The sequence below is a fragment of the Mesorhizobium silamurunense genome (assembly GCF_014843905.1).
Classification (GTDB): domain Bacteria; phylum Pseudomonadota; class Alphaproteobacteria; order Rhizobiales; family Rhizobiaceae; genus Mesorhizobium; species Mesorhizobium silamurunense.
Genome location: NZ_LPVS01000098.1, coordinates 1 through 14,844 on the forward strand (window position 1 = coordinate 1; position 14,844 = coordinate 14,844).

At 63.3% G+C, this 14,844-nt stretch carries 17 protein-coding genes, 1 pseudogene and 1 riboswitch; of the genes and pseudogenes, 12 read left to right on the forward strand and 6 right to left on the reverse strand.

All coding sequences use genetic code 11. The annotated features are described in order from the left end of the window. Positions 1-217: 217 nt before the first annotated feature. Positions 218-889 carry a LuxR C-terminal-related transcriptional regulator gene (locus tag AU465_RS28985; RefSeq protein WP_246506521.1) on the reverse strand — a complete coding sequence of 224 codons (672 nt, stop codon included), beginning with the start codon at positions 887-889 and terminating at the stop codon, positions 218-220. A 341-nt stretch (positions 890-1,230) separates the two neighbouring features. Here AU465_RS28985 and mgtE point away from each other — a divergent pair, with 341 nt between their 5' ends. Next, positions 1,231-2,649, forward strand: coding sequence for a magnesium transporter (gene mgtE, locus AU465_RS28990; RefSeq protein ID WP_192255749.1), 1,419 nt, complete (start codon positions 1,231-1,233; stop codon positions 2,647-2,649). 145 nt (positions 2,650-2,794) lie between these two features. Next, complete coding sequence (locus tag AU465_RS28995; protein WP_041003844.1) at positions 2,795-3,181, forward strand: MerR family transcriptional regulator; 387 nt, start codon at positions 2,795-2,797, stop codon at positions 3,179-3,181. A gap of 129 nt (positions 3,182-3,310) precedes the next feature. On the opposite strand, the gene AU465_RS29000 is transcribed toward AU465_RS28995, so the two are convergent. Then, positions 3,311-3,787, reverse strand: a complete 477-nt coding sequence (locus tag AU465_RS29000; protein WP_192255750.1) for a methyltransferase family protein — start codon at positions 3,785-3,787, stop codon at positions 3,311-3,313. After that, entirely contained in the window at positions 3,784-4,785 is a 1,002-nt protein-coding gene (locus AU465_RS29005) for a heparan-alpha-glucosaminide N-acetyltransferase (RefSeq protein WP_192255871.1), read from the reverse strand. Before AU465_RS29005 ends, AU465_RS29000 begins: the two co-directional genes overlap by 4 nt. A gap of 223 nt (positions 4,786-5,008) precedes the next feature. Between AU465_RS29005 and AU465_RS29010 the strand changes: the two are divergent. The 7 genes and pseudogenes from AU465_RS29010 (at position 5,009) to AU465_RS29040 (ending at position 9,765) form a co-directional block, all read left to right on the forward strand. Beyond that, positions 5,009-6,195, forward strand: a pseudogene (locus tag AU465_RS29010) (MFS transporter). A gap of 101 nt (positions 6,196-6,296) precedes the next feature. Further along, positions 6,297-6,983, forward strand: a complete 687-nt coding sequence (locus AU465_RS29015; RefSeq protein ID WP_192255751.1) for a gamma-glutamylcyclotransferase — start codon at positions 6,297-6,299, stop codon at positions 6,981-6,983. Positions 6,984-7,054: 71 nt separating this feature from the next. Beyond that, positions 7,055-7,252, forward strand: a riboswitch (cobalamin riboswitch). Positions 7,253-7,289: 37 nt separating this feature from the next. Beyond that, positions 7,290-7,469 (forward strand): CbtB domain-containing protein, encoded by a 180-nt coding sequence (locus AU465_RS29020; protein ID WP_192255752.1) that lies wholly within the window; start codon positions 7,290-7,292, stop codon positions 7,467-7,469. 15 nt (positions 7,470-7,484) lie between these two features. Beyond that, complete coding sequence (locus tag AU465_RS29025) at positions 7,485-8,282, forward strand: CbtA family protein (protein WP_192255754.1); 798 nt, start codon at positions 7,485-7,487, stop codon at positions 8,280-8,282. Further along, entirely contained in the window at positions 8,275-8,796 is a 522-nt protein-coding gene (gene cobU / locus AU465_RS29030) for a bifunctional adenosylcobinamide kinase/adenosylcobinamide-phosphate guanylyltransferase (RefSeq protein ID WP_192255756.1), read from the forward strand. Before AU465_RS29025 ends, cobU begins: the two co-directional genes overlap by 8 nt. 1 nt (position 8,797) lies before the next feature. Next, positions 8,798-9,427 carry a cob(I)yrinic acid a,c-diamide adenosyltransferase gene (gene cobO, locus AU465_RS29035; protein WP_192255758.1) on the forward strand — a complete coding sequence of 210 codons (630 nt, stop codon included), beginning with the start codon at positions 8,798-8,800 and terminating at the stop codon, positions 9,425-9,427. Positions 9,428-9,450: 23 nt separating this feature from the next. After that, complete coding sequence (locus AU465_RS29040) at positions 9,451-9,765, forward strand: hypothetical protein (RefSeq protein WP_192255760.1); 315 nt, start codon at positions 9,451-9,453, stop codon at positions 9,763-9,765. Positions 9,766-9,780: 15 nt separating this feature from the next. Here the strand turns inward: AU465_RS29040 and cbiB are convergent, their stop codons facing one another. Beyond that, positions 9,781-10,770, reverse strand: a complete 990-nt coding sequence (gene cbiB, locus AU465_RS29045; protein ID WP_192255762.1) for an adenosylcobinamide-phosphate synthase CbiB — start codon at positions 10,768-10,770, stop codon at positions 9,781-9,783. Between cbiB and cobD the strand changes: the two genes are divergently transcribed. Both cobD and AU465_RS29055 read left to right on the forward strand, forming a co-directional pair. Then, a complete protein-coding gene (gene cobD / locus AU465_RS29050; RefSeq protein WP_192255764.1) occupies positions 10,769-11,824 on the forward strand; it encodes a threonine-phosphate decarboxylase CobD in 1,056 nt (351 codons plus the stop codon). The genes cbiB and cobD overlap by 2 nt on opposite strands. Further along, complete coding sequence (locus AU465_RS29055; RefSeq protein ID WP_192255766.1) at positions 11,821-12,330, forward strand: tyrosine phosphatase family protein; 510 nt, start codon at positions 11,821-11,823, stop codon at positions 12,328-12,330. The genes cobD and AU465_RS29055 overlap by 4 nt, the downstream gene beginning before the upstream one ends. On the opposite strand, the gene AU465_RS29060 is transcribed toward AU465_RS29055, so the two are convergent. Next, positions 12,327-13,088, reverse strand: a complete 762-nt coding sequence (locus tag AU465_RS29060) for a creatininase family protein (RefSeq protein ID WP_192255873.1) — start codon at positions 13,086-13,088, stop codon at positions 12,327-12,329. The genes AU465_RS29055 and AU465_RS29060 overlap by 4 nt on opposite strands. 103 nt (positions 13,089-13,191) lie before the next feature. Then, positions 13,192-13,575, reverse strand: coding sequence for a RidA family protein (locus AU465_RS29065; protein ID WP_192255768.1), 384 nt, complete (start codon positions 13,573-13,575; stop codon positions 13,192-13,194). A gap of 253 nt (positions 13,576-13,828) precedes the next feature. Here AU465_RS29065 and AU465_RS29070 point away from each other — a divergent pair, with 253 nt between their 5' ends. After that, positions 13,829-14,833 (forward strand): ABC transporter substrate-binding protein, encoded by a 1,005-nt coding sequence (locus AU465_RS29070; RefSeq protein ID WP_192255874.1) that lies wholly within the window; start codon positions 13,829-13,831, stop codon positions 14,831-14,833. Positions 14,834-14,844: the final 11 nt, after the last annotated feature.

Genomic DNA, 14,844 nt, shown 5'->3' on the forward strand with positions numbered 1-14,844 from the left:
GGCGCGCATATCCTCCATCGGCAGGTTCATGGCCTGCCGGACCTCCTCCGGGATGTTGGTCGGTCCTGGGATGAAAAGATGGGTGAACCCAGCCATGCGCGAACTCCTCCGATCGTTAGGGATGGTGGAGGAAGTTTCGTTTCGATAGCGCCTCGCAACAACACCTTGCCGGGTAAGTTGTCGCCGCGCGCGGGTAGGGCGGACCTACCCGCCTTGCCTACCCGAAAGGCGATTTGGAGCTGCGGCGCTTCTCGTTCGCATAGAGCGCGACGGCCATGGCGCGGTTGCGCACGTCGAGTTTGTCGTAGAGATTCTTGAGGTGGTACTTCACCGTATTCTCCGAGATCCCGGTCCGGGTCGCGATCTGGAGATTGGTCCAGCCATCGGACAGCACCGCAAGCAGCTCGCGCTCACGCACGGTGAGCTGCGACAGCGGCGTGTCGTTGACCTTGTTGATGTCGATATAGGGGATGCAGATGCGCCCATGCGCGACCGCAAGGATCGTCTCGAAAATGATCGGCGGATCATCGAATTGGAAGCAGTACCCCTGGGCTCCGAGCCGCACGCACTGCTTCAAGATGCCGATATCGTGGTCGTTGGAAAAGACCGTGATGCGCAGGTCGAGCTTGCGGCTCTGGACTTCCGCCAGGATGTCGGCGCCGTCCATGTCGGCGAGCTTCCAGCCGATGACGGCGACGTCGAACCTGGTGCTCGCCGCCAGTTCCAGGAATTGCTTGCCGCTCTGCACGGAACTCAGGAGTTCGAAACGCCCGTCGCATTCCAGCATCTCACGGAGCGCCGACACAACGAGCGGATTACGCTCGGCGACGACAACGCGAACGCGCTGCTCGCCGACTGCTTCGTTCGTTTTCCGGGACTTGAGGTTCAAGGCCTGCTGATTGTCCTGTCGATCTCGCGCTTGCCGATCCATCTGGACCTGCATTATGACAATTCTGCCCCAACCGTGAAGTGGCGCTCTTTCCGCAGCGACATGCTCTGTCGCGCCGGCTGAACCCGCAAATGCCGCGCGATCCGCTTCCATTGGAGGCGTCACGGGCATATTTCGCTGCAGATTCCGTGCGCTAGGGCAATGTTTTGCCGAGACGAATCGGTCGCGGCCCTATCTGCCGCACAAGCATAGGATTTCCCGAAATGCGGTTTCCACTTTTCGGGATCATGCTCTAGACCTGATTCAAACCCTTTCCGGATTCCTGTTGGCGGGAGGCGCTGGTGGAAGGCCAGGACAGAGAGACGACCGGCGCCTGGACCGTCGAGGAAGGCGGCGCCGACATCTATGGCGAGGACGGCGCCGTCCGTGCTTCCTTCCTTGCGCAGATCGGCGCTGCCATCGCCGATCGCGACACGCTCACCTTGAAACGCGAAGTCGACGACCTCCATCAGTCGGAACTCGGCGACCTGTTGGAAGCGCTCCACCCTGAGCAGCGCCGCGCGCTGGTCGAATTGCTTGGCTCCGATTTCGACTTTTCGGCGCTGACCGAGGTCGACGAGGCGATCCGTCTCGACATCGTCGACAATTTGCCCAACGAGCAGATCGCGCAAGCGGTGCAGGAGCTCGATTCCGACGATGCGGTCTACATCCTGGAAGACCTCGACCAGGAGGACCAGGACGAGATCCTCTCGCAGCTGCCCTTCACCGAGCGCATCAGGCTGCGGCGAGCGCTCGATTATCCGGAAGAGACGGCCGGCCGGCGCATGCAGACCGAGTTCGTCGCCGTGCCGCCGTTCTGGACGATCGGCCAGACCATCGACTACATGCGCGAGGACAAGAACCTTCCCGATCGCTTCAGCCAGATCTTCGTCATCGACCCGAGCTTCAAGCTGCTCGGCGCCATCGATCTCGACCAGATCCTGCGCACCAAGCGCGCGGTGAAGGTCGAGGACGTGATGCATGAGACGAAGCACGCCATTCCGGCCACCATGGACCAGGAAGAGGCCGCGCGGGAATTCGAGCAGTACGATCTTCTCTCGGCCGCCGTGGTCGACGAGAACGAGCGTCTGGTCGGCGTGCTTACCATCGACGACGTCGTCGACGTTATCCAGCAGGAGGCCGAGGAAGACCTTCTGCGCATGGGCGGCGTCGGCGACGAAGAGCTATCCGACACCGTACTTGCGACCTCGCGTTCGCGTGTGCCGTGGCTGCTCGTCAATCTGGTCACGGCGTTCCTCGCGGCCTCGGTGATCGGCCTGTTCGACCGGACGATCGAGCATATCGTGGCGCTTGCGGTGCTGATGCCGATCGTCGCCGGCATGGGCGGCAATGCCGGCTCGCAGACCATGACCGTCACCGTGCGGGCGCTGGCGACGAAGGACCTCGATATCTACAACGCCGCCCGCATCATCCGCCGCGAGGTCGGCGTCGGCTTCATCAACGGCATCGTGTTCGCGGTGCTGATCGGCATGGTCGCCGGGATCTGGTTCCATGACCGCAATCTGGGCGGGATCATTGCCGCGGCGATGATCATCAACATGTTCGCGGCTGCGCTCGCCGGGATTCTCATTCCGCTGCTGCTCGACCGCTTCAAGATCGATCCGGCGGTGGCTTCCGCCGTCTTCGTCACCACCGTCACCGACTGCGTCGGCTTCTTTGCTTTTCTCGGCTTGGCCACCTGGTGGTTTGGCGTTCCCTGAGAGAGTGCTACAATTGACTTTTACGTAAGTGCCGTGCGACGTTGCCTTGGGGTCAGGTGCCGATTCCGGTACATGACGGGGTTGATCGGAGGAAGGGCGACGCTCCTGCGTGGCGATGCCTGGATGTTTGGGCGTGGGAGCGAAAATGCGGGAATATTACACGATCACCGAGCTGACGCGCGAGTTCGACGTGTCGACGCGGACGTTGCGGTTCTATGAGGACGAGGGACTGGTGCAGCCGGTCCGGCGCGGCCGCACGCGTCTGTTTCGTCCGTCCGACCGGCATCTCATTCGTCAGATCATGCGCGGCAAGCGCCTTGGCTTCTCGATCGCCGAAATCCGCGAAATCATTCAGATGTACAAGGAGCCGCCCGGTGAGGTCGGCCAGCTCAAGCTGATGATCAAGCGCATCGAGGAAAAGCGCGAGGATCTGCGCCAGAAGCGGCGCGATCTGGAAGAAACGCTTGCCGAGCTCGACCAGGCCGAAGAGTCCTGCGTGGAGCGGCTGGCGGAACTCGGCGTGAATACGTGAGCGGCCGCAAAGCGCGGCTCTAAAAGCGCGTCGCGCTGAAACGGATTCAGGCGCCGCGCTTTAAGTCTTTGTTTTAATGCATGTCGTTGTCCCAGAACCGCTGCACACTTCTGGGCGACATGCATTAAGTCAAATCCAGCGCCGGACCCGTTTGGCGTAATCGCGATACTTCTTGCCGAACTTTGCCGCCAGCATCTTCTCTTCCTTCTCGATCGCCATCTTCTGCGTCGCGAAGGCGGCGAGGAAGGCGAAGAGCAGGAACCAGGCGATGCCGGTGATGAAGGAAACGCCGATCAACAGCAGCGTGTTGGCGAGATACATCGGGTTGCGGGTGATGCCGAAGGGGCCGGATGTCACCAGATGGTCAGGCTCGGCATTGGGATTGAGCGTCGTTTTGGCGCGCACCATGGCGCGGATCGCCGTGACCCAGAGTGCCGCGACGCCGAAAAGCGCCACCCAGCCGGCGCCGACCAGGATGGCGCCGAAGATGTCGCCGATCCAGGGCAGCGGGTAGAACATGCCGAGCACGACGCTGAGCGCGATCGCCACGACATAGATCACAGGCGGCCAGGGGATGATCCCATGCTTCGACTGGGTGCCGGTCATTGTTGCCCTCCCTCCATCTTGCTTTCGGTTGCCGCGGTGCAGGTGCTGGCGAGATCGGCAAGATGCGATTTCCAGATGCTGGACTGCTCGTTGCTGTAGAGCTTGTCGAGAGACCCTTCACCCTTCAGCGTGTCCAGCATGCAGCCACAATAGCTGGAACAGAACTTCGTGTCCTGCTGCTGTTCGCAGGAGGCCTGGCAGGCTTTGAGGAAGCCGGCGTCCTTGTCCTGCGGCGCGGCGGGCATGACCTGCGAAAGCAGCCAGACCGAGCCGAACAGCACCGGCTGATGGATGAGGTAGAAGGCGAGGCTGTGCCGGCCGATGAAGGTGAGCGGGTTGGACCAACGGCCGGGCTTCCAGATCCCCAGCCGGGCGAGAAGCCCGGAGGCTGAAGCGAGCTTGACGACCGCGATGCCGGCAAGCATCGCGCCGAACCATGGAAACAGCGGCACATAATCGTTGGAGCGCGGGTTGGTCGCCGACAGCCCGACCCACCAAAGCGCGGGATGGTCGAAGAACTCCGACCGCAGATAGTAAGGCGCCGCGATCACGGCCACCGCGACGATGGCCGTCAGCAATGCAGGCAGCCTGAGGAAGGCGAGGCCGAGCAGGCTCGCCAGCGCGATCTCATGCAGGATGCCGAAGAAGATGAAGCCGTCCGGCGTGGCGATGTAGGTGACGGCCGAGATGGCGATCGCCGCAACCGCAACCATGGCAAAACGCTTCCAGAAGTTCGGCCAGCGGATCTGGCGGCCATGCGCGAGGAACAGGCTGACGCCGACCAGAAACAGGAAGGTCGAGGCGATGCAGCGCGCGTAGAGCTTCCACCAGCCGAAAGCGGTCAGCCCCGGTGTGGTGTAGCCGAAATTCTCGAGATCCCAGGTGAAGTGGTAGCTCGCCATGGCGATCAGCGCGATGCCGCGCAGGATATCGATGGCGACGATGCGGCTGTGTTTCGGCGCGTCCTGAACGGCTTCGCTCGTCGTTTGAAGGCTCATCATCTCGCAATCCGATTCAGTCCTGCCAAACGACTATCACGGTTCGGGCGAACAACAGAGGGTGGATCGGCGGCTGCCATTCCGGCGGCACGGCAAGCCGCTTTAGGCCAGCGGTGGAAAGCCTTTGACCGGCTTCGCTTTTCGGCTTTTCGGAGTCGGTTTCCTGCTACCGGTCCGCCACTGGTCCGGCCAGATTGGCGAGCGATTCACTTTCGGAGGGCCGATGTCCACCCATGTGCGCCATCCGATCTGGCTTCCGGCTCTGAGGCCCGCCGATGCGCGCACCTTCGCCTCGCTCTATGCGGTCGAATCCTTCGCTCGCGCCACAATCTCCAGCGTCATCCCGATCCAGGCCTACGAGATCCTGCACAACGAGCAGATCGTCTCGATCCTCTATACCATCGTGTCGCTACTCGGGCTTTCGGTGACGCTGTTCATGCCGATGCTGATCCGCCGCTTCGCCCGGCGATGGGTCTATACGGTCGGCTGCCTGATGCTGGCGCTCGGCTCGGTATTCTTCGTCACCCACACGCTGACGGGACAACTCGCCGGCATGCTCTGCCGCGTCATGGGGGCGAGCGCTCTGTCGATCACGCTCAACCTCTACATCATGGACCACATCCGCAAGGCCGACTTCATGCAGGCGGAGTCGCTGCGCATGGCGTGGTCGATGTTCGCCTGGACCGGCGGGCCGACGCTCGGCATCTTCCTCTACACCCGCTTCGGCATCTATGCCGCGCATGGCGCGGTCGTGGCCTTCGCGCTGGCGCTACTCGCGCTGTTCTGGACCTATCGGCTGGGCGACAACCCGTCGATCCGCCCTGGCAAGAGCCGTCCGGCCAATCCGCTCGCCAATATTGGCCGCTTCATCGCGCAGCCGCGGCTGCGTCTCGCCTGGCTGATCGCCTTCGGCCGCTCCTGCTTCTGGACGACATTCTTCGTCTACGGCCCGCTCTTCATGGTGATCACCGGCGAGGGCAAGGTAGCCGGCGGGCTTCTGGTTTCGGCAGGCACATGGCGATCTTCTGGGGCAAGGCCGGAAAGCGCTTCGGCGGCCGCCGGACCATGACCTTCGCCTATTTCGCCATGGCGGCGATGCTTTTTGCGGCGGGCGGCGTCGGCGTGGCCGCGCCGCTGCTCACGGCCGCCTTCCTGCTCTGCGGCGCGCTCTTTACGATTGCGCTCGACGCGCTAGGCTCGACCGCCTTCATGCGCTCTGTGCGCTCCTATGAACGGGCACAGATGGCGGCGGTCTACCGCACCTATCTCGACTTTTCCGAGCTGACGCCGCCGCTGGTCTATTCGGTTGTGCTCTCCTTCTTCGGCCTCGGCTCGGTCTTCGTCACGCTCGGCATACTGGCCGCCTTCTGCGGCTTCTTCACCTGGCGCTATCTGCCGAAGCCGTTTTGATCAACGGGCTGGCTGGTCTTCCGCATTGTGGCGCTTGCGCGAGAAACTTAAGCTCGGTTCGTCATCGCCGGTGGATTCGCCGGCCGCCGAAGGTGCACCGCATGGCAGCAAGAACGATGTCGCTTACCGAGGAACTGGTCGCCCGCTGTTATCGGGTTGTCGAGGACTCCGGACCCGATCCTGAAGCGCAGCATCTCTCCGACAGCGACTATGAAACCATGTTCGATGCATTCGAGGCTGAGCTTCCCGCAGTCGAGCCGCTCTGGCTGTTCGGGTATGGCTCGCTGATCTGGAAACCCGAAATTGAACATGTCGAGGAGCGGGTCGCCGTGGCGCGCGGCTGGCATCGCTCTTTCTGCATGAAGATGACCCGCTGGCGCGGTACCAAACAGAGTCCGGGCCTGATGATGGCGCTGGATCGTGGCGGCCAATGCAAGGGCGTCGCTTTCCGCCTGAACGGTGGCGACCGCCGGCAGGCGCTGGACAAGCTTTTCCGTCGCGAAATGACGCTGAAGCCGACCAGCTACCATCCCCGCCTGCTGCAGCTTGCAACCGACAAGGGGCCGTTGAAAGCACTCGCCTTCGTCATCAATCGCAAGGGCACGACCTATGCCGGGCCGCTTGGTGAAAGCGAGGTGGTGGAAAGGCTTGCGACGTCCTGCGGCCATTGGGGTTCAGGTGCCGACTATCTCTACAACACCGTCAAGAATCTCGAAGCGCGCGGCATTCACGACCGCCATTTGTGGCGGCTGCAGCAGCTTGTCGCCGAAAGGATCGCCGCCTCCTAGCGCGCGAATCCATGCCGCAATCGCGCTCCGGCGTGACGGAATTTGGTTTGCCGGGCGCGACGATTCTGCCTATAGTCGATCGCGTCGTCGGTTCCGTTTTTGGAGCCAAGAGGGAATGCGGTGAGGACGATTTTTTCGCCCAAAGCCGTGGCTGCCCCCGCAACTGTGTGCGGTAGTCCTCTCCATAAACCACTGAGGGTTCTCCTCGGGAAGGTGGGGAAGGGCGCGGATCCGCGAGCCAGGAGACCTGCCGGCGACGGGAAAGTTGACTTCTATGCCCTCGGGTGGAGGGCGAAAGGACAGGATATGAATACCGCTTCCGTCTCCCTCGGCGCCTCCGTCTCCTCGCAGTCGCGCGTCCTGCAGTTGGCCTTGGCCGCGCTGCTCGGCGTTTTCGTCGTCGGCTTTGTCGGCTTCTCGCACATCGATGCGGTCCACAACGCTGCGCACGACTATCGCCACTCGATGGCTTTTCCCTGCCACTAAGCAAGGCCTGACATCATGAATCTGTTTCGCAACGTCGTGTTCGTCGCGGCGATCGCGGGGCTTGTGGCGGGCATCGTGCTCGCCTGCATGCAGGCCTATGCGACCGTGCCGCTGATCCTCAAGGCGGAAGTCTATGAAAAAGCCGGCGGCGGTCATCACCAAGATCATGCCGCCGTCAGCACAAACAACAATGCGATGAGTTCGGCCGCTCCCGCGGACAACGCGATGAGCAGCGCGGCTCCGGCGCCTGCCGAAGCGGCTGCCCCGTCCGAGGACGAAGGCTGGGCGCCGGCCGACGGCTACGAGCGCTTCGCCTTCAACGTCGTCGCCAACATCGTCACCGGCATCGGCTTCGCGCTGATCCTAGTCGCGGTCTCCGAATTTGCCGGCGGCATCGGCAACTGGCGCCAGGGCGTGTTCTGGGGCCTTGCCGGCTTTGCGGTGTTCACGTTGGCGCCCGGCCTCGGCCTGCCGCCTGAACTGCCGGCAATGCCGGCGGCCGAGCTCCTGCCGCGCCAGATCTGGTGGATTTCGACAGTGGCCGCGACCGCGATCGGTCTCGGACTGATCGCCTTCCGCAAATCGCTGCCGCTGGCGATCCTCGCCGTGGCGTTGATCGTGGCGCCGCATATTGTCGGCGCGCCGCAGCCGGACAGCTTCGAAACGGCGATTCCCGAAGGGCTGCATCACCAGTTCGTGGTGGCGGTGACGCTCACCGATCTGGTGTTCTGGCTGGTGCTTGGGGCTGTCGTCGGCGTGGTGCGCGGCCGCTTCGCCGGCACGGCGACCAGCCTGCGCGACAGCTTTGCCTGATCGCGCCGAGGGTCGTCTGACCTTCATCGTCGGCGGTGCGCGCTCGGGCAAGAGCGCGCATGCCGAGACCCTGGCGACGGCAGGCCCGTCGCCCTGGATCTACATCGCCACCGCGCAAGCCTATGACGACGAGATGCGCGAGCGCATCGCGCTGCATCGCTCGCGGCGAGGCGAGGGCTGGGTCACCGTCGATGCGCCGCTCGACCTGGTCGGCGCGATCGAGGCCTTGCCCGACCACCAGCCGGTGGTGATCGATTGCCTGACATTGTGGCTGACCAATCATATGCTGGCTGGAAACGACGTCGAGGCCGAGTGCCGGCGGCTCTCGGACGTGCTGTCGCGGCCGCGCGGGCCTTGGTTCGTGGTGTCGAATGAAGTCGGGCTCGGCATCGTGCCGGACAACGCGCTGGCGCGCCGGTTCCGCGACGCTGCCGGCCGGCTTAACCAGCAGGTCGCAGCCGTCGCCGACAGCGTGCTGATGATGGTGGCGGGGCTGCCGCTCAAGGTGAAGTGACATGGCCGAAATCGATGACAAGACCATTGATGAAAGGGACGCCGAGCGCCATCGCGCCAAGATGGCCAAGCGCAAGGCGGTGCAGGACGCCGAGGTGGCCGGCAAGACGATCGAGAAAGGACTGCTGATCGTCAACACCGGACCGGGCAAGGGCAAGACCACGGCGGCCTTCGGCTTGGCGCTGAGGATGCTCGGCTACGGCAAGCGCGTCGGCGTCGTCCAGTTCATCAAGGGCAAATGGCACACCGGCGAGAAGGACGCCTTCGCCGATTTCGGCGACCGCGTCGTCTGGCATGCGATGGGCGAGGGATTCACCTGGGAAACCCAGGATCTGAAGCGCGACATCGCCGCCGCCGAAGCGGCCTGGGGGAAAGCGCTTGAACTGATGGCCGATCCGTCGATCAGCCTCGTGGTACTCGACGAGCTCAACATCGCCCTGCGCTACGACTATCTCGATCTGGAAAAAGTGGTCGCCGCACTGAAGGGTCGCAGAGACGATCTGCATGTCATCGTCACCGGTCGCAACGCTAAGCCGCTGCTAATCGAGGCAGCCGACCTCGTCACCGAAATGGGGCTGACCAAGCACCATTTCTCGGCCGGGGTTAAGGCACAGCAGGGCATCGAATTTTAGCTGCGTACGTTGGGAGACGCCCGTTGGAACAAGCGGTGATTGTCTATCTTCTTCTGAGTGGGGGTCAGGTTGGAGCACCGCAAGAGCGGCAATCGGTTCAAGTTCTAGAAGATCGATTGAACCAAGTCGTTTCAGATGCGGGTGTCGGCGAATTTGATGGCGATGAATTCGGCGGGGGCAATTGCACCCTCTATTTGTACGGGCCGGACGCCGAGAAGCTTTTCCATGTGATTGAGCCGGTGCTGAAATCTTCACCCGTTGCCGCTGGCGGCTACGCGATCAAAAGATTTGGCGCCGCTGCGGATCCCGCCGCGAAGGAAGTCCGCGTCTCGTGGTAAAATCGCGTCAGCGCGTTAGCCGCCGATCAAAATGGTCAGATAAATCACGATCGCCGACAGGATCCCGACCAGGCCGATCAGCAGCCAGTCGGCGACCCGGTAGAGCTTCAACGCCTGCCTTATGTCGGTGCTCTCGGCCTCACTGCGGCCACCTTCGCCCATGAAGGCGTCCTCAACGACCTCGCCGCCGTAGCTGCGCGGCCCGGCCAGCACCAAACCCAGGGCACCGGCCATGGCGGCTTCCGGCCAGCCGGCATTGGGCGAACGGTGTTTCTTCGCGTCGCGCCGCATCACCTGCCAGGCATTGCGAGGATCGGCGCCCTTGACCAGGAAGGCCGCGAGCACGATCAGCAGGCCGGTGAGCCGCGAGGCCGGCAGGTTGATCAGATCGTCGAATCGTGCGGCGGCGCGGCCGAAGGCCTCATGTTTCGGCGTACGATGACCGATCATCGAATCAGCGGTGTTGGCCGCCTTGTACGCCACGCCGCCGGCCAGCCCGCCTATGCCGGTCCAGATGGCGGGCGCGACGATACCGTCGGAGAAATTCTCGGCCAGGCTTTCGATCGCGGCGCGGGCGATGCCCGCCTTGTCGAGCTTTTCCGGATCGCGGCCGACGATGCGCGAAACGGCGATGCGGCCGAGCGTCAGGCCGCCGGTCTCCAGCGCATCGGCGACATCCTCGACATGTTCGGCGAGGCTCTTCTGCGACAACAGCGAAGAGCCGAGGATAGCCGCGATAACCAGGCCCGAGGGGAAGATCAGCCAGAGCAGGAAATGCAGCGTCAGGCCGATGGCGGCCGGCACCAGCAAGATGACCAGAAGGGCCTGGACGCCGCGACGGCGACGCAATTCGTCGGAATCGGTGGCGCGGTTGAGCCTGCGATCGAGAAAGGATATCAGCCTGCCGATCCAGGTTACCGGATGGCCGATGGCGTTAAACAGCCAGTCCGGATAGCCAAGGACGCGTTCAACGGCGAGTGACAGGAAAGCGATCAGAATCGACATGAAGCTTCTAGGCGGAGCGATTGCAGCGGTTGATCACGGCGGCAGCCTTGGGCGGGCAAGCGCTCTCTTTCCTCATGCGCCACAGCCTTTCGTTGATCTCTCGACAGGTATCAATCCGCACTCCTATCCGCTTTTCGATCTGCCCGCCACCGCCCTGACCCGATTGCCGGAGACAGGACGGCTGCGCGAATTGGCCGAAATTGCGGCCAGAGCCTATGGCGCGCCGTCGGCGGCGCATGTCGTGGCAGCGCCCGGCACGCAGATCCTCTTGCCGCGCGTCGCTTCGCTGGTGAGGCCCGGCAAGGCGCTGGTGCTCGGTCCGACCTATGCCGAGCACGCCCGGGCCGCCGCGATCGCGGGCCATGCGGTTGCGGATGTGCGCGATTTCGACGCCTTGGCGGGCGCGGACCTTGCCGTGCTGGTCAACCCGAACAATCCGGATGGGCAAGTGATCGAGAGGGATCGATTGCTCGATCTCGCCGCGCGGCTTCGCGCGAAGGGCGGCCTGCTGGTCGTCGACGAAGCCTTCATGGATGTTGGCCCGATTGAGCACAGCCTGGCCGGCGATGTCGGGGAGGGCAGCATCGTGGTGCTGCGCTCCTTCGGCAAGTTCTTCGGCCTTGCCGGCGTCAGGCTCGGCTTCGCGCTTGCCGACACGCTGACGGTCGAGCGGCTGGACGCGCAGCTTGGGCCGTGGGCTGTTGCCGGACCTGCGCTCGAATACGGCATCCGCGCGTTGGCGGACACCAAGTGGCTAGGCGAGGTGCGACAGCGCCTGGCAGGCGATGCCATGCGCCTGGACGCGCTGCTTGCTCGATTCGAGGTTCCGGTCGCTGGCGGCACCAGTTTGTTCCGCTATTTGTCCTTGCCTGATGCTCAATCCTTGTTTTCCGCGCTTGGCGAGCGCGGCATCCTGCTTCGTCATTTTGCCGACCGGCCACAAGTCTTGCGAGCCGGCCTCCCGGGCAGCGAGGCCGAATGGCAGCGTCTCGAAAGCGCGCTTGCCGCCTGGGCCGAGCGGCGCAAGGATATGGGCAAGGAGTCCGGAAGATGATCCATGTCTGTTCGCTGTCGAAGGTCGAGGAAACGGTGTCGAGGACCGGCGCGGAGCGCTTGTTGTCGCTGCTCGCCGCCGGCACCGAAGTGACGCGCCCGGCCTCCATCCTGGCCGAAAACCATCTGCACCTGGTCATGCACGACATCGCCGTCGCGCAGGAAGGAATGACCATGCCGGGCGAGGAGCATGTGCGTGCGCTGCTCGACTTCGCCTATCGCTGGGACCGGGCAAAGCCGCTGGTCGTGCACTGCTATGCCGGCATCAGCCGCTCAACCGCTTCGGCCTACATCATCGCGGCGGCGCTGGCGCCCAAGCGCGACGAAGCGGAGCTGGCCAAGACGCTGCGCTTTCTCTCGCCGACGGCGACCCCCAATCCACGGCTGATTGCGGTGGCCGACACCTTGCTCGGGCGCGACGGCCGCATGATCGCGGCGATCGAAGCGATCGGGCGCGGCGCCGACGCGTTTGAAGGGACGCCCTTCGAGCTGGATATCCAGGCTTAAAGCAGCCAGTCCGCAAGCTTCGCCTTACGAACATCCCTGACAAGGCTGACAAATCCATCCGCCTGATGCTCAGCGGTCAGCCGGCCCTTCTCAGCCGTGGCGAGGCTGGCGTCGCCGACCACGCCGTTGGCGTTGAGGTCGCTGGCGATCCAGGCGAAGGCATGCGTTCCGGTGTGGCGCAGCAGGGCGAATTCCTTTTCGGCGCGGCCGACATTCGAGACGAAACTGTCGGCCTTGCCCATGTCGACGAGATCGGGCCGGAAATGCAGCATCAGCGAGGTCTCGACATCACCGCCATGTATGCCGTGACGGTCCTCCAGCTCGGTGTACATGCCGGCCGGGCGGCCGAAGCGCTGCCAGCTCGTCTTCACCGCCAGCATCTTTGCGCGCACGCGCAGTTCGCGCGTGACGATGCCCATGATCTCCTCATTGCCGCCATGCGAGTTGACGACGATCAGCTTTTTGACACCGGCGCGCGCGACCGAGAGGCCGAGCTCGGTCCAGGCATCCACAAGAGTCGTGGCCGGCAGCGTGAGCGTGCCCGGCGCATGCAGATGCTCGTTCGACTTGCCGATCGCCTGGACCGGCAGGATGCGGATATCGAGGTCGTCGGGCAGGCGGGCGATCACCGTCTCCAGCATGCCCATCATGATCGAGGTGTCGGTCGAGACCGGAAGGTGAGGGCCATGCTGCTCGATCGCCGCCACCGGCAGTATGGCAATTGTCGCTTCCGGGTCGACCGAGGCGTATTCGGTCATCCGGTAGTCGCCCCACCACACACGTCTTGTCGTCACTTTCGTCTCCCGATGGACTTGCTGTTCGGCCTGGAGGTCTAAAGCGCCTGGCCATTCCGGGCAACAGCTAGCCTGCTGCCAGAACCTCCACCTCGACCTTGAATTCCGGGCGCGCGAAGCCGGAAACGATCATCAGCGTCGAAGCCGGCGCCGGATCGGAAAAGAGGCGATTGCGGACATCCATATAGGCCTGCAAATGCGCGCGATCGGTGACGAAGGCGTTGATGCGCACGACATCGTTCAGCGTCAGCCCGGCTTCGCTGAGAATCGCGGCAATGTTCTTGAAGCAGAGCTCTGTCTGCGCGCCGGCATCCTCGGGAACGGCATCATCTGGAGCTATGCCCAGCTGACCCGAGCACAGGACAATGCGCTTTCCCACCGGAATTTCGACGCCGTGGCTATAGCGGGCAAAGGGCGGCTTGATCGATTGGGGGGCAAGGTATTTGAGCATGGCATTCTCCTGTCCGCAGGCAGACTAAGGCTGGATTCACAAAACCTTCAAGATGCGGCGAATGCCACCCGGGCGATTATGGACAGCCGTCCAAAAAATAGGCACGATGCCCCTCGTACAGCATGACCCGTCCGGTCTCGGCAATGACTGCCGCGCAAGCAGGCGGCCCAGGCGGTGGCATGTGTCTTGCTTCTTGAACAAATGGTGTCGAGCCCAGCGCGCAGCGCGCCGGAGCCAAGAGAGGGTGATGTTTATGTACGGAAAAGAGAAGATCCTGGCCGGCGCGATCGCGCTGCTGGCGGCCAGCACGCTGGGCGCCGTGGCCAACGAGAAAGTCACCTTCGGCACCAACTGGCTGGCCGAGCCGGAACATGGCGGCTACTACCAGGCGATCGCCGACGGCACCTACGCCGCCTGCGGCCTCGACGTGACCATCATGCAGGGCGGCCCGCAGGTCAGCGGCCGGCCGATGCTGCTGGCAGGCAAGATCGATTTCTACATGGGCGGCAACCTGCTCTCGGCCTTCGATGCGGTGCAGCAGGGCATTCCGATGCGCGTCGTCGCCGCCGACTTCCAGAAGGACCCGCAGGTGATCATGTCCCAGCCGGGGCAGGGGTTGGACAAGTGGGAGGACCTGAAGAACGCCGACCAGTACATCCTCGGCGACGAGGGCGCGCAGACCTTCTTCCAGTGGATGGTGACCGATCTCGGCTTCGACGCCGCCAAGCGCGTGCCCTATACGTTCAATCCGGCGCCCTTCATCGCCAACAAGAAGTCGATCCAGCAGGGCTATGTGACGTCGGAGCCGTTCGCCGTGCAAAAGCAGGGCGGCTTCGTGCCGAACCAGTTCCTGCTTGCCGACAATGGCTGGGATACCTATGCCACGACGATCGAGGTGATGCAGGACACGATCGACAAGCGGCCGGAGGTAGTGCAGTGCTTCGTCGATGGCTCGGCCAAGGGCTGGTACAATTATCTCTACGGCGACAACAAAGCCGCCAACGAGATGATCAAGAAGGACAATCCGGACATGACGGATGAGCAGATCGCCTTCTCGATCGAACAGCTGAAGAAGTTCGGCATTGTCGATTCCGGCGATTCGGAAAAGCTCGGCATCGGCGCCATGACCGAAGCGCGCATCCAGAGCTTCTACGACAAGATGGTCAAGGCCAAGGTCGCGCAGCCGGGCATCGACATCAAGAAGGCCTATACGCTGGCCTTCGTCAACAAGGGTGTTGGTCGGGAGTTGAAGAAATAAGGGCGGCCTGC

What these genes read in the sequence shown, in the direction of transcription:
- AU465_RS29025 (WP_192255754.1), top strand. Translation starts at nt 7,485, where the DNA reads ATGAATCTGTTTCGCAACGTCGTGTTCGTCGCGGCGATCGCGGGGCTT.
- AU465_RS29015 (WP_192255751.1), top strand. Translation starts at nt 6,297, where the DNA reads ATGGCAGCAAGAACGATGTCGCTTACCGAGGAACTGGTCGCCCGCTGT.
- AU465_RS29005 (WP_192255871.1), bottom strand. Translation starts at nt 4,785, where the DNA reads ATGAGCCTTCAAACGACGAGCGAAGCCGTTCAGGACGCGCCGAAACAC.
- AU465_RS28995 (WP_041003844.1), top strand. Translation starts at nt 2,795, where the DNA reads ATGCGGGAATATTACACGATCACCGAGCTGACGCGCGAGTTCGACGTG.
- cobO (WP_192255758.1), top strand. Translation starts at nt 8,798, where the DNA reads ATGGCCGAAATCGATGACAAGACCATTGATGAAAGGGACGCCGAGCGC.
- AU465_RS29055 (WP_192255766.1), top strand. Translation starts at nt 11,821, where the DNA reads ATGATCCATGTCTGTTCGCTGTCGAAGGTCGAGGAAACGGTGTCGAGG.
- AU465_RS29000 (WP_192255750.1), bottom strand. Translation starts at nt 3,787, where the DNA reads ATGACCGGCACCCAGTCGAAGCATGGGATCATCCCCTGGCCGCCTGTG.
- AU465_RS29020 (WP_192255752.1), top strand. Translation starts at nt 7,290, where the DNA reads ATGAATACCGCTTCCGTCTCCCTCGGCGCCTCCGTCTCCTCGCAGTCG.
- cobD (WP_192255764.1), top strand. Translation starts at nt 10,769, where the DNA reads ATGAAGCTTCTAGGCGGAGCGATTGCAGCGGTTGATCACGGCGGCAGC.
- AU465_RS29065 (WP_192255768.1), bottom strand. Translation starts at nt 13,575, where the DNA reads ATGCTCAAATACCTTGCCCCCCAATCGATCAAGCCGCCCTTTGCCCGC.
- AU465_RS29070 (WP_192255874.1), top strand. Translation starts at nt 13,829, where the DNA reads ATGTACGGAAAAGAGAAGATCCTGGCCGGCGCGATCGCGCTGCTGGCG.
- AU465_RS29060 (WP_192255873.1), bottom strand. Translation starts at nt 13,088, where the DNA reads ATGACCGAATACGCCTCGGTCGACCCGGAAGCGACAATTGCCATACTG.
- cbiB (WP_192255762.1), bottom strand. Translation starts at nt 10,770, where the DNA reads ATGTCGATTCTGATCGCTTTCCTGTCACTCGCCGTTGAACGCGTCCTT.